The organism is Longimicrobium terrae (assembly GCF_014202995.1).
Taxonomy (GTDB): domain Bacteria; phylum Gemmatimonadota; class Gemmatimonadetes; order Longimicrobiales; family Longimicrobiaceae; genus Longimicrobium; species Longimicrobium terrae.
In genome coordinates this window covers 254,493-272,009 of sequence record NZ_JACHIA010000002.1, presented here as the reverse complement: position 1 = coordinate 272,009, position 17,517 = coordinate 254,493, and the positions used below count along the sequence as shown (strand labels likewise).

Genomic DNA, 17,517 nt, shown 5'->3' with positions numbered 1-17,517 from the left:
ACCATCCGCGCTCCACGCGCGTTGCGGCCCCGCTGCACCCTCCGCCCCCGCAGTCCGCGCAGGCGGACTTCGTGTTTTTCGAGGCGCGGTTTCAACCGCCGGATTCTACGTGGGGGCCGCCCGCGAACTCCGCCCTTCACCTCCGACCGTTGTCCGCTTACGCCCCCGCCAGCGCCGCGCAGGTGTGCTCCTCGAACTGCCTCGGCTCGATCTGGATGGTCAGGTGGTGCAGGCCGAAGCGGTCATGCAGCATGCAGTGCAGATCATACAGAATCTCCGACGCCGGCCGCCGCCCCGCCACGTCGTTCACCACCGCGTGCGCGCTCAGCGCATCCATCCCGCTCGTGATGGTCCACACGTGCAGGTCGTGCACGTCCTCCACCCCCGCCACCTCCATCATGGCCCCGCGCACCGCGTTGACGTCGATGTGGCCCGGCGCCCCCTCCAGCAGCACCGACACGCTCTCCTTGAGCAGGTCCCACGAGGAGTACAGGACCAGGATGGCGATGGCGACCGACACCGCCGGGTCCGCCCACCTCCACCCGAATGCCCAGATCAGCGCGCCGCCCGCGATGGCGCCCACGCTCCCGAGCGCGTCCGTCATCAGGTGCAGCCACGCGCCGCGGATGTTCATGCTCTGGTCGCGGCCGCCGTGCAGAATCACCATTCCCGCCAGGTTCACGATCAGCCCGCCCACCGCGATCCACATCACCGTCACGCCCATCACCGGCTCGGGATGCCGGAACCGCTGGATCGCCTCCGCGAAGATGAACAGCGACACGCCGATCAGCGTGGCCGAGTTGGCCAGCGCGGCCAGGATCTCCGTGCGGTAGTAGCCGTACGTGCGCCGCGCCGTCGCCGGCTTCTGCGCCATCCACATGGCGAAGAGCGACAGCGCCAGCGCGCCCACGTCGCTCAGCATGTGCCCCGCGTCCGCCAGCAGCGCCAGCGAGTTGGCCACGATCCCGCCCACCACCTCCGCAACCAGGTACCCGGCCGCCAGCACCAGCGTAAGCTTCAGCCGGCGCGTGTTGGCGCCCGCCGCATGGCTGTGCGAGTGGCCTCCGTGCGAGTGGCCCCCATGCGAGTGGCCGCCGCCGTGATCGTGTCCTGCGCCCATCGGTGTCGTGAGGTGTTGGGGTGTGGTGGATGATCGTCGTCCGGTGCCGCAACGAAAAAGGCGCGCCGAAGCGCGCCTTCGCAAGCCGGATCAGACCATCGTCGCTCGTGGCGTGGAACGTACGTGGCGTACCCCGCGGATGACCAGAAACAGCCCGATGCCGATCATCACCATGCTCAGCGTCTGCCCCATGGTGAGCGGGCCCAGCACCGTGCCCAGCTTGTCGCCGCTGTCCGTGAACTGCGCGTCCGGCTGGCGGAACAGCTCCACGAACGAGCGGAACAGGCCGTACCCCAGCAGAAACATCCCCCCGATCGTCCCGTCCGGCAGAAGGATTCCCCGCCGGCGCGTCCAGGTGAAGACGCCCCACAGAATCAGTCCCAGGACCAGCCCTTCCAGCAGCCCCTCGTACAGCTGCGAGGGATGGCGGAGCGGCACCTGCGACCGCACCTGGTCCCACAGTCCGGAATCGTACGCGGCCTCCAGCGCCTGCTCCCGCGCCCGCAGCCCCCGCGCGTTCTCCGCGCCCAGCAGCTTGCGGGCGACCGGATCCGTGGGAAAGCGCATGGCCCAGGGCACCGCGTCCGTCGTCACCCGGCCGTACAGCTCGCCGTTGATGAAGTTGGCCATCCGCACGGACAGAATCCCCGGCGTGGCCACCAGCGACAGCCCGTCTCCCAGCCGCAGCAGCGGAATTCCGTGCTTGCGCCCGAAGTACGCCAGCGCCGCCACCGCGCCCGCCAGCCCGCCGTGAAACGACAGGCCGCCCTCCCAGATGCGGATGATGCGCTCCGGATGCGCGGCGAAGTTGGGAAACTCGTAGAACAGCACGTACCCCAGCCGGCCGCCCAGAATCACGCCCACGATCAGCGCAAAGAGCAGGTCGCCCACTTGGTCCGCCGTCAGCTTTACGAAGCCCCGCGCGGCCAGGCGGCGCATGAGCCAGTACCCGGCGCCGAATGCCACCATGAAGCTGATCCCGTACCACCGGACCGCCAACCCGAACGGCAGCTGAAGCGCCACCGGGTCAACGTGGGGATACGGGATCTCGATCAGGCCCAGCAGGGCCGCCGCCTTCATGGGAGCGAAAGCGGCCGCGGTCAGCGGCCGCCTGCCCGCGCCTGGGCTTCGGTCAGGCGCATCTGCAGCACGGTGGCCTGGGGCGAGCCTTCGTCCGCGTCCGCCAGCAGGCGGGTGTAGATGGCGGCGGCGCCCTTGAAGTCGTTGTTCTGCTCGTGCATCAGCGCGGCCTGGCCCAGCGCTTCCACGCGCTGGTACGGCAGCGGCGCGGTTTCGGCGGCCTTCTCGAACGCCTTGATGGCGGCGGCGCGGTCGCCGGCCTGCGCGTGCGCGGCGCCCAGCATCATGGCGCCCTGCGCGGCCATGGGGCCATCCTTTTCCGTCAGGGGCAGCAGCGCCTCCACGGCCTGCTTGGGCTGGCCGGCGTTCATGCGGATCTCGGCCAGCAGCATGCGCGCTTCGTCGGCTTCCTGGCTGCCCCCGTGCTTCTTGATGAACTCCTGCACCTGCGAGGCGCCGGCGGCCGTGGCCACCGTGGGGTTCTGGCTGAGGGCAAGGTACGCGGCGGCGGCCTCACTGCCGCGGCGCGCGCGGTCCATGCGGTAGTACACGTAGCCGATGACCAGCACGGCCACGATCCCGGCGATGGTAAGAACCACCTTCGCGTTGCGGCGCGCCCACTGGGCCAGCTCGGCCGCGCGAAGCGCCGCGGCGTCGTCGGAGTTCAGCGAGTTCTGCAGCTTGCGGGAACGGGCGGCGGTGGACGAAGCCATGCGGGGACCCTCTGAGTCGATTGGGAGGACGGGACGGCGGCGGGCCGCATGATCCCGGACTGGACGCGAAACAGGTCCGCGCACGCCGTCGGGGCGCGCGCGGAATCGCGTAAACCTATCGCGGGGCTCGCGGTTGGTCAACCATCGTTCCACACCGGTTTGTCGTGTGTGGACGAGGGTCGGCGAGGCGCTGCCTGTGGATTCGCGCCACCCCTGTTCCCTGCTCTCCCCGACGGCGTCAGCGGCCGGTGGGATCGAGAAACCCCCATGATATTCTAGCACAGATCTGCCCTACGGACGGCTCACGCCGCGAGGCGTCATCCTGAGAAGGCGCCAGACGATGCAGCCTACCCGCCGAACTCTGGCGCCGACGAAGGATCTGCTTTCCCCGCCAGAACGGGCGTGCGTGTCGCGGGGTTGGCTCGGCGGATGGTAGATCCTTCGGTCGCGCAGGGTTCGGCGTTATGGAGAGGCCGGCGCACGCTCTCTCAGGATGACATGGCTGGGCGTGGCAACTGATATCCCTGCAACAACATGTCATCCTGCGGAATGGCGGCGGGCGCGGGTTCTGGACGACACACGGGCTGCGGTTGATGATCGCCTCCCGTTTTCGCATATCACAAAGGCGCGGATGACGGTCGAGAGGGCGACGACTCCGCCCGAATCTGACGATCACCTTCCGCCACCACGGAGGTCGCCAGCCGGAATTCTTCCGCTCGTCACCGACAGATCGACCGTGACGACGGACGATTATCACCCGAACGCGCGTGCAGGCGTTGATCGCGGGACGGGGGATGCGTACGTTGGCGGCTCCCATGGCCTACACCCCGGACAGGCGCAACGGTTGAAGATCCTGGTGGTTGGAAACGGCGGGCGCGAGCACGCGCTCCTGTGGAAGCTGCGGCGCGACGCGCCCGATGCGGAACTGTTCATCACCGGCGGAAACGGCGGCACGGACGCGCTGGCGCAGGCCATCCCCCTCGCCCCGGCGGAGATGCAGTCGCTGGCCGGCTGGGCGGAGCAGAACGCCATCGACCTCACCATCATCGGCCCCGAGGCGCCGCTGGCGGAAGGGATCGCGGACCATTTCGCCAACCACGGCCTGGCGGTCTTCGGCCCGTCGCGCGAGGCCGCGCGCATCGAATCGTCCAAGGCGTTCGCCAAGGGGCTCATGGCGCGCCACGGCATTCCCACCGCCGATTTCCGCGTCTTCGAGAGCCTGGCCGAAGCGGAAACGTACGTGCGCGCGCTCGGCGGGCCCGTGGTGGTCAAGGCGTCCGGGCTGGCCGCCGGCAAGGGCGTCATCGTGTGCGACAACGCCGAGGAAGCCGCCGCCGCGCTGCGCGAAACCATGGCGGAGGGCGCGTTCGGAGCCGCGGGCGAGCAGGTCGTGGTCGAAGAGCGGATGACCGGCGAGGAGCTCAGCGTCTTTGCCCTGACGGATGGCGAAAACGTGATCGCCATGCTCCCCGCGCAGGACCACAAGCGCGTGGGCGAGGGCGAAACGGGCCCCAACACCGGCGGAATGGGCGCCTACGCCCCCGTCTCGCTCGCCACGCCGGAGCTGATGGAGCAGGTGGAGCGCGAGATCCTGCGCCCCACGGTCGCCGCGATGGCGGAGGAAGGATATCCGTTCCGCGGCCTCCTGTACGCGGGGCTGATGCTGACGCCGACCGGTCCGCGCGTGGTGGAGTTCAACTGCCGCTTCGGCGATCCGGAAACGCAGGTGGTGCTTCCCCTGCTCCGCTCGTCGCTGCTGGAGCCCATGCTGGCCATCGCCCGCGGCCAGCCCATCGCGGGAATGACGCTCGACTGGCACCCCGGCGCGGCGGCCACCACGGTGCTCGCCAGCGGCGGCTATCCCGGCGACTACCGGACCGGCGTTCCCATCCGCATCCCGCCCGAGGTGGACGGGATGGAGGACGTCGTCGTCTTTCACGCCGGCACCCGGCGCGAGGCGGACGGCACGCTGGTGACCTCCGGCGGACGGGTGATGGCCGTCACCGCCATCGCACCCACGGTCTCGCAGGCGGCCGCACGCAGCCGCGAGGCCGCGGAAACCATTCACTACGACGGCCGGCTGCTGCGCCGCGACATCGGCTGGCGCGAGGCCGCACGCGGAGGGACTGATGCCTGAGCTTCCGGAAGTCGAGACCATCGTCCGCGACCTGTCGCACCTGCTTCCCGGCGCCAAGGTGCGCGGCGTCACCGTCCTGCGCCCGGACCTCATCGAAGGCGAATCGGCGGACGAGTTCGCCGCGCGCCTCAAGGGGAAGAAGATCCGCGGGGTGACGCGGCGCGCCAAGAACATCGTCACCGACCTGGGCGGCGAGCGCCTGCTCGTCAACCTGGGGATGACGGGCCGCCTGCTCGTGGCGCGCGAGGGCGAGGAAGAGACGGGCCACCTGGGCGTGCGCATCGCGCTGGACGGCGGGCGCGAACTGCGCTACCACGACGCGCGCCGCTTTGGCCGGCTGTGGATCGTGGGCGAGGACGCCTGGCGCGCGTGGGACGGCGAACTGGGCGTGGAGCCGCTGTCGGACGACTTCACGGCGGAGTGGCTGCTGGAGAAGGCGGCGCGCTCGCGCGTTGCGGTAAAGACGTGGCTGATGGACCAGGCACGTGTCGTGGGCGTGGGAAACATCTACGCCAGCGAAGGGCTGTTCCGCGCCGGGGTGGATCCGCGCCGTCCCGCCAACTCGCTCACCGCGGACGAGGCGGAGCGCGTGGTGGCCGGCGTGCGCCGCGTGCTGGGCGACGCCATCGAGCACCGCGGCACCACCTTTCTGGACTACCGCGACGCGCGGGGCGAGCGCGGCGGCTTTGCGGCGCGGCTGCAGGTGTACGACCAGGAGGGCGAACCCTGCCCCGTCTGCGCCGCGCCGATCGAGCGGATCGTGCAGGGCGGACGCTCCACTTTCTTCTGCGGCGCCTGCCAGAGTTGATGCGCGTCCAGGGCCGGAGTTGATGCACGGAGGACGCAGGAGGGGGATGGATGCCGGAATCCAGAGAGGATGAACATCGACTACTTTCACGCCATCGTGTGGCGTATCACTGGCTTTTTTGAACTGCTACATTATAATTCGACAAATCTTCGTCGGTGACCCTCCCCTCCCCCCGCCAGACCATCATGCAAGAACGCAAATTCCGGGTTCCTCGCCGCAAGACCCAGCGTCGGTGGCGCGTTCCGCCCGCGCTCAAGCGCGGCGACGAGGTGTTTGAAGGATTGGGCGTTCTGGACGAGGTTTCGGGGGAAAGGGGACTGCTGCTCTGGCAGTCCCTGCGCGACGCCCTTCTGTGGGCGGAAGCACCGGAAGAAGAAAGGGGCGCACTGTTCGCGCCGGAAGCGGAGCCGCAGCGCATGGCCATGGTGATGGCCTGCGCGCCGGACCCGGAACTGGAAGAAGCCCTCACGGTCCTTGCCCGCATGCTGGGCGAGCCCACCCGCATCCCCGAGGAAACGGTCGCCCTCGCCTGCCGCGGCATCGCGCAGTGGGCGGATGAGCAGGGGCTGCTCACCACGGCGCTCTCCTTTTCGCAGGCCGCCTCCACCGTGACGCCGGCCGATCCGGTCATCGCGTTCGCCGTGGGCAAGCTGGCCCGCCGCCGCGCGGAGTACGCGCGCGCCGAAACGTGGTTCCGCCGCGCCGTGGCCCTTTCGCGCCAGATCGGCGACTGGGCCACCTACGCCGAGTCGTTCGTGGGCCTGGGCCGGCTCAACATGCAGCGGGGCAACCTGCCGGGCGCGCGCCGGTTCCTGCTGCGCGCGGTGCGGGCAGCCCAGCGCAACAGCCTGCACGCCATCGAGGGCGTGGGGCTGCACGACCTGTTCGCCGTCATGGTGGAAGCCAACCGCCCCGACGACGCGCAGCAGCTTGCCCGGGCCGCGTTCGAGGCGTACGGCCCCCGCAACTCCAAGCAGCTGCGCCTGGCGCAGGACGTGGCGTACTGGTGGATCACGCAGGGGCACTTTGCCCGCGCGGTGCCCGTGCTTACCTCGCTCCTCCCCCATCTGCCCGAGCCGTCGGACCGTCTGACGGTGCTGGGAAGCCTTGCCCGCGCCACCGGCGGCATGGGTGACCGCAACGGCTTCCGCGAGGCGTGGGACGGATGCCACGACCTGCTCGAGAACCAGCAGGTGGATGACCGCGCCGCGCAGGGGATGCTGGACCTGGCGCACGGCGCCGCCAGCCTCGCGCTGTGGGAAAAGGCCGAAACCGCTGCCCGCGAGGCGCTGGAGATCGGATCGCGCCGCCAGGAAGGCAAGGTGCGGCTTACCGCCGAAGCGCTGCTGGATTCGGTGCGCCACCATCGCGACGTGGAGGTGCGGCGCCGGTCTCCCTCGGTGTCCGAGCCGTCCATCGCGCTCGCCGAAGACCTGGTCCGGACGCTCACCACCGCGCTGGTGTAGCCGGCCGGCTGGCAGGAATGCAAGAAGGGCGGGGCCTCGCGGCCCCGCCCTTCTTTCGTACCAGCCACCCGCGACTCAGCCCACTCCGGACCCGAGAAGGCCGTTGTCGCGCTCGGCCGGGGCGGTGGTCGCCGCATCGGAGTTCACGCGAAGCGCCGGCACGGGCGCCGCGGTGGTGTCCTGAGGCGCGGTGGCCGGCGCGGAGATGATGCTCCGCGATCCGCGGCCATCGGCGCCGGCGCTGGGAGCGGTCGGGCTGCTGCCGCAGGCACCCAGCACGGCGAGCAACGATGCGCCGAGCAGAATTCGGTACGTCTTCATCTGGCGAAACTCCTGGAACGGATGGGGCGGATGACCGTCATGGGGGTTAGGGCAATGTAATGCGTCCGGGCCTCGTCCACTATGCCCCCGTGCGCAAGCCGTCGCTCCGTTGGCGACTTCCCTCACTCCGGACCGCGCAAACACTCGCCCGGACGCCACGAAATCCTTCTTTTTGCCCCGTTGCGTCCCGAAGCCCGTCGCGGGCTGCGCTCAAGGCACGCTATCCTTATCCGCCTTAAATATTGGATCAAGTGTTCCGGACCGCGCCGGGCCGTGCTCCCGCTGGCCGGGACAGGCGCAGGCGTATGCGGCTCTTTCGCTTGGGCACGATTGAGACTAGCTTTGGCGGGATTCGGTTTTTGTTCTCCGCCGCACCCCCTCTGCAGGTGAAGTCCACCCCCGTTCATCCGCTGCGCACCGTGGCGCGCGAGGCCCGCAACATTCCCGGCGTGTACCGCTGGCTGGGAACGGACGGCGAGGTCCTGTACGTGGGCAAGAGCAAGACGCTGCGCACGCGCCTGCTCACCTACTTTCGCGCCCAGCGCGGCGACAAGCAGCACCGCATCGTCGAAGGCGCGCACTCGCTCACGTGGGACTACGAGCCCAGCGAGTTCGCGGCGCTTCTGCGCGAGCTGGAGATGATCAAGCGCTTCCGCCCGCGGATGAACGTGCAGCACAAACGCGACGGGCGGTACTCGTTCCTCAAGATCGCCGGCGTCAGCGCGCCGCGGCTGTACGTCGTGAGCGCCGTGAGCGACGATGCGGCCAGCTACTACGGGCCGTTCCGCGGCGGCCGGCGGGTGGAAGAGGCCGTCCGCGAGTTGAACGACCTGCTGGGCCTGCGCGACTGCCCCGTCAACACGCCCATCCGCTTCGCCGACCAGCCGGACCTGTTTTCGTGGGAGCACACGCCGCGCTGCCACCGCTTTGACCTGAAGCTGTGCCTGGGCCCCTGTGCCGGCCGCTGCGCCGAGACGGAGTACATGCGCCGGGTGGACCTGGCCCGCGCCTTTCTGGACGGCAAGGCCGACGAACCGCTGCGCTGGCTCAACGAGCGGATGACCGCTGCCGCCGAGCGCTGGGAGTACGAGTACGCGGGAATGCTGCGCGACCGGCTGCAGCGGCTGGAGGCGCTGCGCGACGAGTTCGCCCGGCTGCGCGAGGCGCTGGACGGGCTCACCTTTCTGTACTGCGTGCCCGGCGTGGACCAGGACGACCGCGTGTATCTGGTGCGCCGCGGCACCGTGCGCGCCGCCGTCACGGCCCCGAAGTCGGCGGCGGAGCGGCGGCGGCTGGAGCGGTTGTGCGACGAGCACTTCGGCCTTCCCGAGCCCACCAGTACTCTCGTTCAGCGCCACCAGGTGGATGAAATTCTGCTGATCGCGCGCTGGTTCCGCGGGCGGCCGGACCAGATGGAGAACACCGTTCCGCCCGCCCGGCTGGAGGCGCTTCCCCTGAGCGCCTGACGGCGATCCGGGGCCGTGCGCGGGCGTGGCATGGCCGTTGCGCCCGCCGGGCGCGGGCACCTGCCCCAGAACCACGCGCGCACGCAACCCCCGACGGAGCTGTTGATGCGGAGGTCCATCCGCCCTTTCCTGCTTGTTGCCGCCGCCATCGCGGTTTCCGCCTGCGGCCGCGGCCCGTCCGGCGCCGCCGACCGGGCCATCGACGACGACACCGCGACCGCTGTTCCCTCCAACTCGCCGTACGGGGCGCGGGCGGGCGACATCGTCCGCGTGACCCCGGTGGAGATCGAGGTCATCGACCTTCCCGACGGGTGGAACGGAATGCGGATCGCCGCGCTTTCCGACTTTCACCTGGGGATGTGGCCCGACAACGTGAACGTGGCGCGGGCCGCCATGGAGCGCGCCGTCGCCGAGCGCCCCGACCTGATCGTGCTGCTGGGCGACTACGTGGGGCGCGGCGGCGACTTCGCGGCGCTGGACCGCGTGCTGGAGCCGGCCAAGGGACGCCCGGTGTACGCGGTGCTGGGCAACGAGGACATGGCCGAAAGCACCGAGGGCGAGCCGGACAGCATGGCCATCCTCACCCGCCAGGCGCTGGAGCGCAACGGCGTGCGCGTGCTGATGAACCAGCGCGTCGCGTTCGGCCGCAACGGCGACACGGCGTACATCGCGGGGATTGATCCGTACACCGCGCGCCGGCCGGACTGGCGCCGCGCGGAGACGTACGGCGGCATCCCCGGCGGCGGGCGCACGCCGGTGATGCTGGCGCACATGCCCGTCTCCGCGGCTACGCTGCCCACGGACAAGTATCCGTCCATGATCTCCGGCCACACCTTCTGCGGCGGGCTGGAAGTGCCGGGAACGCCGCGGCTGAGCTGGGTGAACACGGAGCTGTTTCCGCAGGAGACGGGCGTGGGCACCAACCGCATCTACCGCATTCGCGGCAGCACGCTGTTCATCACCTGCGGCGTGGGCTTCTCGTTCGTTCCCGTGCGCTTCGGGGCACCGCCGGAGGTGGCCATGATCACGCTGCGCCCGGTGGGCGGCGCGGTGAAGCGCGACACCGCCTCGGCGGCCGCGACGGTGAATGTGGACTCGCTGATCCAGCAGTTCACGCCGGAGGCCGACACGGTCAGGCGCGACACCGTTCCGGGCGAGGAAGAAGCGTAGGGCCCTCACCCCGCGCGCTGCGCGCGGCGACCCTCTCCCACGAACCGATGTGGGAGAGGGAGCACACCCCAGACCGGCGCGGCAGCCGGGTTTGGCGGAGAAGCCGCGTTCGGTGCGGGAGCGCGAGTCGGCGGAGAAGAAAGGTTTCGGAGCGGCGGCGGGTTGGGGGAGGCAGGCGATTTCCGCCCGGCGGTTGAAACCGCGCCTCGAAAAACACGAAGTCCGCCTGCGCGGACTGGACCGCGCCGCGATCGATCATCTCGATGCTGTTGAAGCCCCGAACGGCGCCTGTGGGCGCCGTGTCGGGGCTTACCGCTTCTGGAGCGGCGGATTCATTCGCTCAGGATACCCTCGCCCGCGCGAAAATTCCGCTTCCCACACCTGACCATCGGCCGCCCCTCAACCCTCCCCCAGTATTTTTTGGGGGAGGGTGGGCCGGTGGTGCCGGCCCGGGTGGGGGCCGCCCGTGAACTCCGCCCCCCACACCGAACCGTCTGTCATCAAACAAAAAGAGCCCCCGCCCGGCGCAGTGCCGGGCGGGGGCTCTTCCATCAACCATCAACCGATCAGCGCGTGCTCTGGGCGGCGCTGCGGAAGGGGGCCGTGCAGGCGGGCCAGGAGCCCGGCTGCCCGGTCTGCTGGTTCACCGGGAAGTCGGTGCGCTGCGTGCGCGGCAGCGGCGCCTGCTCCTGGTCGGCCAGGTACACGAGCATGGCCACCATCATGGCGTTCCGCTGCACGTCATCCCACGAGATCTTGTCGTAGGTGTCGCGGTTGGTGTGCCACGTGTACGAGCCGTAATCCCACGACAGCGATCCCAGCATGAACGCCGGCGCGCCGTGGCACACGAACGACGCGTGGTCGGACCCGCCGCCGCCCGGGGCGCCCGGATCGTCGATCTGCACGCTGTCCGTCACGAACGCCGGCATGGCGGCCAGCCAGCGGCGCCACACGGGAGCCGTCTGCGTAAAGCCCTGCATGGGGATGTTGCGCACGCGCCCAGTGCCGTTGTCCTGGTTGAACAGCACGTGCAGCCCGCGAACCACGTCCGGATGGTCCTCGGCAAAGGCGCGCGACCCTACGAGGCCCAGCTCTTCGCCGCTCCAGTGGCCGGAAAGAATGGTGCGGTTGGGGCGCGGATACACCTTCTGCAGGATGCGCATCGCCTCCATCATCACCAGCGTGCCGGTGCCGTTGTCCGTGGCGCCCGATCCGCCGTCCCACGAGTCGAAGTGGGCGCTCAGCATGATGTACTCGTTGGGCTTGCGGCGGCCGCGAACCTCGGCCACCACGTTGCTCACCGGCACTTCCTCGCCCGTGAACTCCGCCTCGGCTTCCATGCGCAGCGTGGGCGCGTCGCCGTTCATCGACAGGCGCCACACCAGGCCGTAGTCCTCGCAGCTCAGGTCCACCGTGGGCACCTGGCGGGTGCGGGCGTTGAAGATCTTGTCCACGCCCCACCCCTGCGACCACAGGCTGGTCACCACGCCCACCGCGCCGGCCTGCTCCAGCTTCGTGGGAAGGTCGCGCCCGTTGGTGCCGGCGCGCGCCAGCCGCTGGTTGAACGCCGTCATCTCGGCCGTGCGGGCCGCGCGGTAGCGCTCCCAGTCCGCGGCCACCGCCCAGCGCGCCCAGTTGTCATCTGGGCGGCAGGTGGGCTGCGCGAACGAGGTCATCACGAACTTGCCGCGCACCGTGGGCAGCCACGCCGCGAACGCCGTGGAATCCGCGAAGTCCGGCAGGGTGACGACGCCGGCCGTCACCGGCCCGCGGGTGCCCGGGCTCCACGACAGCATCTGCCCTTCCAGCGAGCGCACGCGCGGCGTCATCAGGTCGATGTGGGTGATGCCGCGCCGCCAGCCGCGCCACGTGCCGTAGCGCTCCGTGCGCGCGGTGATCCCCCACTGCGCGTACTGGGCGATGGCCCAGCGCTGCGCCGCCTCCATCCCCGGCGACGCGGTGAGCCGCGGGCCGATGGAGTCCATCAGCGCCTGCCCCAGCGTCTGCAGCTGCGAACGCTGCATCTCTTCTTCCCAGATGGCGCGCAGCACGGGGTCCGTGGTGGTCCACTGCGGCTGCGCGGCCGCCGGGGCGGACAGCACCGCCGCGGCGGCAAGTGCCGCGAGTACGGTTCGTTTCATCAATCGTCTCCAGGGGTGGAAATGCCGGATGGTCCGGCGGGCGCCGCACGGGGCGGCGGTTGGGTACGGCCTTCTACTGCACGGCGCGCTGCGGGGCCTGGCAGGCGGGCCACTGCCCCGCCGCGCCGGCCGCGTTGGCCGGCATCTCGCGCCGGGTGCGGGGGACGCGCTCGTCTTCCGCGGCCTGCCACGCCAGCATGGCGATGGTGATGGCGTTCCGGCGCACGTCGTCGAACACGACCTTGTCATACGTGTCGCGGTCGGTGTGCCAGGTATACGTCCCGTAATCCCACGATTTGGAAAGCAGCCAGAACCCCGGCGCGCCGCGGCACACGAACGACGAGTGGTCGCTGGAGCCCGCGCTGGGCAGGCCGGGATCGTCCAGCTCGATTCCGTCCGCCACGTCGCGCGGCAGGGCGGCCAGCCAGCGGCGCCAGAACGGCCCCGCGCCGCTGAACCCCTGCAGCGACACGCGCTCGATGCGCCCCGTGCCCGTGTCCTGGTTCAGCAGCGCCTGCAGACCGTCCACGATCTCGGGATGATCTTCGGCGAACGCGCGCGAGCCGTTCAATCCCTGCTCCTCGCTCCCCCACAGGCCGATGACGATGGTCCGCTTGGGCCGGGGATAGACGGTGCGCAGGATGCGCGCGGCCTCCATCATGGTCAGCACGCCGGTGCCGTTGTCCGTGGCGCCCGATCCCGCGTCCCAGCTGTCGAAGTGCGCGCTCAGCACCACGTACTCGTTCGGAAGCTGGCGGCCGGGAAGGGTGGCGATGGTGTTGGCGGCGGGCGCGGCGGTGTCGGTAAAGGCGGCGGTGCTCGCCACGCGGATGCGCGGACCCTGCCCGCGGCGCGCCAGGCGGGAAAGGAGGCCGAAGTCCTCGCAGGTAACGTCCAGCACCGGCGCGCCCGCGCCAAAGGTGTAGTGGACGCGCTGCGTGCCCCATCCGCCCGTCCAGTCACTGGTGAGCACGCCCGCCGCGCCGGACTGGCTCAATCCACCCACCAGCTCCGCCGAGGTCAGGCGCAGGCGCCGCAGCATGCCGTTCCATGCGCTGTCCGCCAGCGCCGTCCGCCGCGCCAGGTCGGCCAGCCCCTCCGGCCGCGCCCACTGCTGCCAGTTCTCCACCGGGCGGCAGCTGGCCGGCTCCGCCGCGGCCAGGACGAACTTGCCGCGGATGGTCGGCAGCCACGCACGCAGTGCGTCCACGTTCTGCAGTTCAGGGATGGCGATGACCTCGCCCGTGACCGCGCCGCTGGTTCCCGGGCTCCAGGAGAGCGAGCGCGCTTCCAGCGACTTCACCCGCGGCGCCAGCAGGTCGGCGTGCAGCGTTCCGCGGTCCCACCCCACCCAGGTGCCGTACGGCTCCGTGCGCGCGTCGATCCCCCATCCGCGAAACTGCTCCACGGCCCACCGGTGCGCCGCGGCCTGCCCCGCGCTTCCCGTCAGCCGCGGGCCGATGGAGTCGAACAGCGCCTGCGCCATGGGCTCCAGCCGCGACCGCGCCGTCCCTTCTTCCTGGATGGCGCGCAGCACGCGGTCCGCATTGCGGTTCTGCGCGGATGCGGGAACGGCGGCGAGCAGGGCCGCCGCGGCGGCGAGCAGGCAAAGGCGCACGGACAGATCGGGCGTGGGATGAGGAAGGGGACGGCTCAGCGCCGGTCGGGATCCAGGTGGACGAGCCGGGCCGTGACCGTTCCGCCCGCGATCTCCGCGAGCGCGACGGTGACCGGATCGGCGAAGCGGCGGCGGCCGGCGCTGCCGGGATTGACGGCCAGTGTCCGCCCCACCCGCTCGATCAGCGGCCGGTGCGAGTGGCCGAAGACGACCAGCTCCGCGTCCGGGTACTCTCGGACGAGCTTTTCGGGCGATGGCGAGCCGAACTGCATTCCGTGGACGACGACGATGGAAACGCCGCCGAGTTCGATCCGTGCGACTTCGGGCACACGAGCGCGGATGTCCATCGTATCCACGTTCCCCCACACGCCCGTGACCGGCGCGAACGTGGCGAGTTCGGTGAGGATGTCCAGATCGCCGATGTCGCCGGCGTGGAGGATGTGGTCCACTCCCTCGAAGACCGTGAACACCTCGGCCCGCAGCATTCCGTGCGTGTCGCTGATGATTCCCAGCTTCACGGTCGCGTCGTCGGTCATCGCAGCGGAGGGTGATGATGTGGAGGAGCGCTTGAAGGTCGTCCGGACCGGGTGCGGACTCCCGTAGATCAACTGCCCCGGGCGGTCGCCGCGTCCGTCAGGGAGATGACACGCAGCCGGGCAGAAACCGCGAGCACGCCGCCGTTCAACGGATCGCCGCAGCCGCCGGTGTGGGCGGCCGCGGCGACGGCGGATGCGATCAACCAGCGGCGATTGCCGTCATCCACAGCGGAGGACGGAAGTCCATCACCGCAGCGGAATGCTGGTGTGGTGAAAGTCTGTCGCCTTGTAGCTGCCGTCCGCCTGCCGGTCCAGCCGGTAGCGGGTCAGCACCGCCTCGCGGTCGCCCCGGTCGTAGCCGACGATCTGGTTGTAGCCCAGCCGGACCGCGGTTCCCGGCGCGACACCGGTGCACGTGTCCGGCTTGGCGCAGGGAATCCAGTCCACGTACGCCTGGGCCTCGCGCTCCACCAGAAAATAGTAGACCGGCTCGTCGCCTCCGTTGGCCAGGGTGATGACACCCAGCTTGGTGGAAATCGCGAACGAGGGCGCGGAGCCGGAATCCAGCGGAGAATCGCAGCCAGTGGTGAGGGCGGCGGCAAGGGCGAGGGCGGTCAGTCTGCGGCGCATGGGTCTGTCGCGGGCGGGTGAACGGGGATGGGTGTCATCACTGCAACGATCATGGGTCCCGTCCACTGACAGGTCACGCGTCCTCCACCGGGCGTTCCCCGCTCTTCCACCGCGCGCCCAGCGTGTGCGGCACGTCCAGATGGTCCAGAATGCGCGCCGCCACGAAGTCCACCAGGTCGTCGATGGACCGCGGGCGATGGTAGAACCCGGGCGCGGCGGGCATGATGGTGGCCCCGGCCCTCGTCAGCCGCGTCATGTTTTCCAGGTGGATCAGCGACAGCGGCGTCTCGCGCGGTACGAGGATCAGCGGGCGCCGCTCCTTGAGCGCCACGTCCGCCGAGCGCTCCACGAGGTTGCGCGACGTCCCCGCGGCGATGGAGGCCAGCGTCCCCATCGAGCACGGGCAGACCACCATGCCGCGCGACGGAGCGGAGCCGGAGGCCGGCGTGGCGCCGCGGTCCAGCGAGTCGTAGAACTCCACCCGCGACCAGTCGCCCGTGGCCGCGCGCAGCCCATCGATGCCGTCGATCCCGCACTCCTCCGCCAGCAGCCGCAGCCCGTAGCCGCTGATGATCAGCCGCACCGGCGTGCCGCTCTCGTTGAGCGCGCGCAGGGCGGCCACGGCGTACGGTGCGCCCGACGCGCCGGTGATGCCAAATGTGACGGGCGCGTCCGCGGCGACTCTCACTGGAACAGCCGCTCGCCGAGTACGATCAGCAGAAACACCACGCTGATCGCGCCGTTCACGTTGAAGAACGCCGCATCGATCTTCGAGAAATCGTCGCTGCGCACCAGGCTCTGCTCGTACGCCAGCATCAGCGCGATCACGGCGCACCCCACGAAGTACGCGGCGCCCAGTTCCGGCAGCAGCAGGCCCAGGGTGATGAACAGCCCGGCGGACAGAAGATGGAGCACGCGCGAGAACGCCAGCGCACCGCTCGCGCCCAGCTTGGAGGGGATGGAGTGCAGCCCCTGCTCGCGGTCAAAGTCCATGTCCTGCAGCGAGTACAGGATGTCGAACCCCGCCACCCAGCACAGCACGCCCCCCGCCAGGGCCAGCAGCGCCCCCACAGGCCGGCTCCACGCGCCCGCGATGGCCAGGTACGCCCCCACCGGCGCGATCGCCAGCGAGAAGCCCAGAACCAGGTGCGCGTAGCGGGTGAAGCGCTTGGTGTACGAGTAGAACAGGATGATGGCCAGCGCGGCCGGCGCCAGGTACAGGCACAGGCGGTTGAGCATGGCCGCGCAGGCAAAGAAGATGACGCTGGCGATGATCACCGCCGCGGTCGCCTGCCCCACGGACAGCTTGCCGGCGGGAATCTCGCGCATCTGCGTGCGCGGGTTGCGCGCGTCGATGGCACGGTCGGCGATGCGGTTGAAGCCCATCGCCGCGAACCGCGCGCTGGTGAACGCCACCAGAATCAGCACGATGTCCAGCGCGTGCACGGTGTAGCGGTAGCTCGCCAGCGTGGCGCCCACGAGCGCGAACGGCATGGCGAAAACGGTGTGCGGCAGCTTCACCAGATTGCTGTAGTCCGCCAGCCGCCCCCGCCCCCCGATGTGCTGCCCTTCCAGTCTATGCGTCGTCACTGCGATTTCCTTCCAGGTCTGTCGGTACTCCGATCAGCGCTTCGGTCCGTGGTTGGTACACCACACGCGCCGATTCCAGAATCGCCTTCCGGCGATATGGATTCTCGCTCCGCTCCACGCCACGCCGGCTGCTGACGTCCACGCGGCGCCCGAACGCCGCTTCCAGTTCGTCCTGCATGTCCACGAAATCGAACAGCGACACGCCGGAATCCGGACCGAACGTAAGCAGTACGTCCACGTCGCTGTCCGGACGGAAGTCGTCGCGCAGCACGGAGCCGAAGAGCGCGAATTCCGTCACGCTCCACTTCCGGCAGAACTCAGCGATCCTGTCCTCGGGAAAATCCAGCTTCATCGCCGTTCTTCTCCCGTGTGAGCCGTGCCGGTCAGTCCCCTGCCGGACGGGCGGCCTCGCTTCCCCTGCCGTCCCCGCACCAGGCCGGCGGCGCAGAGGGCGAAACCCACGCCCGTGCTCGCCAAGTTATGCAGCGGATACCAGGGGCCGGCTTCACTCAGGATCGCCGGGCCGACGTACGGATCGGCCAGTTCCAGTCGCACCCCCCATCCCAGCAACGCGATCAGCAGGCCCAGCACGATGGGCCACAGCACGGACCGGCGGCCCAGCAGCAGCCCGGCGCCGCCGAGCAGGAGCGCGGCGGCCCACATCCCCGGGATGGACGCCTCCTTGTCCATCACCTCCAGCAGCGCGAGGCCGAGCATCACC

Annotated in this window: 19 protein-coding genes; 6 read left to right on the top strand and 13 right to left on the bottom strand. The window is 70.1% G+C overall.

Annotated elements, in window-relative coordinates:
* Positions 1-157 precede the first annotated feature (157 nt).
* The 3 genes from HNQ61_RS04745 to HNQ61_RS04735 form a co-directional block, all read right to left on the bottom strand.
* Positions 158-1,120, bottom strand: a complete 963-nt coding sequence (locus tag HNQ61_RS04745) for a cation diffusion facilitator family transporter (RefSeq protein ID WP_170037823.1) — start codon at positions 1,118-1,120, stop codon at positions 158-160.
* 90 nt (positions 1,121-1,210) lie between these two features.
* Positions 1,211-2,200: a prolipoprotein diacylglyceryl transferase gene (gene lgt / locus HNQ61_RS04740; protein ID WP_170037825.1), complete on the bottom strand. Its 990-nt coding sequence runs from the start codon at positions 2,198-2,200 to the stop codon at positions 1,211-1,213.
* Positions 2,201-2,220: 20 nt separating this feature from the next.
* Positions 2,221-2,913 carry a tetratricopeptide repeat protein gene (locus HNQ61_RS04735; RefSeq protein WP_170037827.1) on the bottom strand — a complete coding sequence of 231 codons (693 nt, stop codon included), beginning with the start codon at positions 2,911-2,913 and terminating at the stop codon, positions 2,221-2,223.
* Positions 2,914-3,757: 844 nt separating this feature from the next.
* On the opposite strand from HNQ61_RS04735, the gene purD reads away from it, so the two are divergent.
* The 3 genes from purD (at position 3,758) to HNQ61_RS04720 (ending at position 7,324) form a co-directional block, all read left to right on the top strand.
* Entirely contained in the window at positions 3,758-5,050 is a 1,293-nt protein-coding gene (gene purD, locus HNQ61_RS04730) for a phosphoribosylamine--glycine ligase (protein ID WP_170037829.1), read from the top strand.
* Positions 5,043-5,858 carry a bifunctional DNA-formamidopyrimidine glycosylase/DNA-(apurinic or apyrimidinic site) lyase gene (mutM, locus tag HNQ61_RS04725; protein WP_170037831.1) on the top strand — a complete coding sequence of 272 codons (816 nt, stop codon included), beginning with the start codon at positions 5,043-5,045 and terminating at the stop codon, positions 5,856-5,858. Before purD ends, mutM begins: the two co-directional genes overlap by 8 nt.
* A 185-nt stretch (positions 5,859-6,043) precedes the next feature.
* A complete protein-coding gene (locus tag HNQ61_RS04720; RefSeq protein ID WP_170037833.1) occupies positions 6,044-7,324 on the top strand; it encodes a hypothetical protein in 1,281 nt (426 codons plus the stop codon).
* Positions 7,325-7,399: 75 nt separating this feature from the next.
* On the opposite strand, the gene HNQ61_RS04715 is transcribed toward HNQ61_RS04720, so the two are convergent.
* Entirely contained in the window at positions 7,400-7,645 is a 246-nt protein-coding gene (locus HNQ61_RS04715; RefSeq protein WP_170037835.1) for a hypothetical protein, read from the bottom strand.
* Between the two features lie 386 nt (positions 7,646-8,031).
* On the opposite strand from HNQ61_RS04715, the gene HNQ61_RS04710 reads away from it, so the two are divergent.
* The 3 genes from HNQ61_RS04710 to HNQ61_RS04700 all read left to right on the top strand — a co-directional run bounded on the left by HNQ61_RS04710 (position 8,032) and on the right by HNQ61_RS04700 (position 10,666).
* On the top strand, positions 8,032-9,111 hold the full coding sequence (locus HNQ61_RS04710; RefSeq protein ID WP_205761928.1) for a GIY-YIG nuclease family protein: 1,080 nt from the start codon (positions 8,032-8,034) through the stop codon (positions 9,109-9,111).
* Between the two features lie 105 nt (positions 9,112-9,216).
* Positions 9,217-10,281: a metallophosphoesterase gene (locus HNQ61_RS04705; RefSeq protein WP_170037839.1), complete on the top strand. Its 1,065-nt coding sequence runs from the start codon at positions 9,217-9,219 to the stop codon at positions 10,279-10,281.
* 91 nt (positions 10,282-10,372) lie between these two features.
* Complete coding sequence (locus tag HNQ61_RS04700) at positions 10,373-10,666, top strand: hypothetical protein (RefSeq protein ID WP_170037841.1); 294 nt, start codon at positions 10,373-10,375, stop codon at positions 10,664-10,666.
* Between the two features lie 181 nt (positions 10,667-10,847).
* On the opposite strand, the gene HNQ61_RS04695 is transcribed toward HNQ61_RS04700, so the two are convergent.
* The 9 genes from HNQ61_RS04695 to HNQ61_RS04655 all read right to left on the bottom strand — a co-directional run bounded on the left by HNQ61_RS04695 (position 10,848) and on the right by HNQ61_RS04655 (position 17,516).
* Positions 10,848-12,422, bottom strand: coding sequence for a M20/M25/M40 family metallo-hydrolase (locus HNQ61_RS04695; RefSeq protein ID WP_170037843.1), 1,575 nt, complete (start codon positions 12,420-12,422; stop codon positions 10,848-10,850).
* Between the two features lie 73 nt (positions 12,423-12,495).
* Positions 12,496-14,040, bottom strand: a complete 1,545-nt coding sequence (locus HNQ61_RS29480) for a M20/M25/M40 family metallo-hydrolase (protein WP_170037844.1) — start codon at positions 14,038-14,040, stop codon at positions 12,496-12,498.
* Positions 14,041-14,075: 35 nt separating this feature from the next.
* On the bottom strand, positions 14,076-14,576 hold the full coding sequence (locus tag HNQ61_RS04685) for a metallophosphoesterase family protein (RefSeq protein ID WP_205761930.1): 501 nt from the start codon (positions 14,574-14,576) through the stop codon (positions 14,076-14,078).
* Between the two features lie 68 nt (positions 14,577-14,644).
* Complete coding sequence (locus HNQ61_RS04680; RefSeq protein ID WP_170037845.1) at positions 14,645-14,803, bottom strand: hypothetical protein; 159 nt, start codon at positions 14,801-14,803, stop codon at positions 14,645-14,647.
* 19 nt (positions 14,804-14,822) lie between these two features.
* The gene (locus HNQ61_RS04675) at positions 14,823-15,206 is read right to left on the bottom strand and encodes a hypothetical protein (protein WP_170037846.1); all 384 of its coding nucleotides are present in this window, start codon (positions 15,204-15,206) and stop codon (positions 14,823-14,825) included.
* 73 nt (positions 15,207-15,279) lie between these two features.
* Positions 15,280-15,894, bottom strand: coding sequence for a UbiX family flavin prenyltransferase (locus tag HNQ61_RS04670; protein ID WP_170037847.1), 615 nt, complete (start codon positions 15,892-15,894; stop codon positions 15,280-15,282).
* Complete coding sequence (locus tag HNQ61_RS04665; RefSeq protein ID WP_205761932.1) at positions 15,891-16,796, bottom strand: UbiA-like polyprenyltransferase; 906 nt, start codon at positions 16,794-16,796, stop codon at positions 15,891-15,893. The genes HNQ61_RS04670 and HNQ61_RS04665 overlap by 4 nt, the downstream gene beginning before the upstream one ends.
* Positions 16,783-17,148 (bottom strand): nucleotidyltransferase family protein, encoded by a 366-nt coding sequence (locus tag HNQ61_RS04660; protein ID WP_170037848.1) that lies wholly within the window; start codon positions 17,146-17,148, stop codon positions 16,783-16,785. The genes HNQ61_RS04665 and HNQ61_RS04660 overlap by 14 nt, the downstream gene beginning before the upstream one ends.
* A complete protein-coding gene (locus HNQ61_RS04655) occupies positions 17,145-17,516 on the bottom strand; it encodes a hypothetical protein (RefSeq protein WP_184430704.1) in 372 nt (123 codons plus the stop codon). The genes HNQ61_RS04660 and HNQ61_RS04655 overlap by 4 nt, the downstream gene beginning before the upstream one ends.
* Position 17,517 lies beyond the last annotated feature (1 nt).

Bases quoted from the DNA above. Each gene is read 5' to 3' on its own strand.
- HNQ61_RS04685 (WP_205761930.1), bottom strand. From the start codon at position 14,576: ATGACCGACGACGCGACCGTGAAGCTGGGAATCATCAGCGACACGCAC.
- HNQ61_RS04705 (WP_170037839.1), top strand. From the start codon at position 9,217: ATGCGGAGGTCCATCCGCCCTTTCCTGCTTGTTGCCGCCGCCATCGCG.
- lgt (WP_170037825.1), bottom strand. From the start codon at position 2,200: ATGAAGGCGGCGGCCCTGCTGGGCCTGATCGAGATCCCGTATCCCCAC.
- HNQ61_RS04660 (WP_170037848.1), bottom strand. From the start codon at position 17,148: ATGAAGCTGGATTTTCCCGAGGACAGGATCGCTGAGTTCTGCCGGAAG.
- HNQ61_RS04675 (WP_170037846.1), bottom strand. From the start codon at position 15,206: ATGCGCCGCAGACTGACCGCCCTCGCCCTTGCCGCCGCCCTCACCACT.
- HNQ61_RS04735 (WP_170037827.1), bottom strand. From the start codon at position 2,913: ATGGCTTCGTCCACCGCCGCCCGTTCCCGCAAGCTGCAGAACTCGCTG.
- HNQ61_RS04745 (WP_170037823.1), bottom strand. From the start codon at position 1,120: ATGGGCGCAGGACACGATCACGGCGGCGGCCACTCGCATGGGGGCCAC.
- HNQ61_RS04695 (WP_170037843.1), bottom strand. From the start codon at position 12,422: ATGAAACGAACCGTACTCGCGGCACTTGCCGCCGCGGCGGTGCTGTCC.
- HNQ61_RS04715 (WP_170037835.1), bottom strand. From the start codon at position 7,645: ATGAAGACGTACCGAATTCTGCTCGGCGCATCGTTGCTCGCCGTGCTG.
- HNQ61_RS04720 (WP_170037833.1), top strand. From the start codon at position 6,044: ATGCAAGAACGCAAATTCCGGGTTCCTCGCCGCAAGACCCAGCGTCGG.
- mutM (WP_170037831.1), top strand. From the start codon at position 5,043: ATGCCTGAGCTTCCGGAAGTCGAGACCATCGTCCGCGACCTGTCGCAC.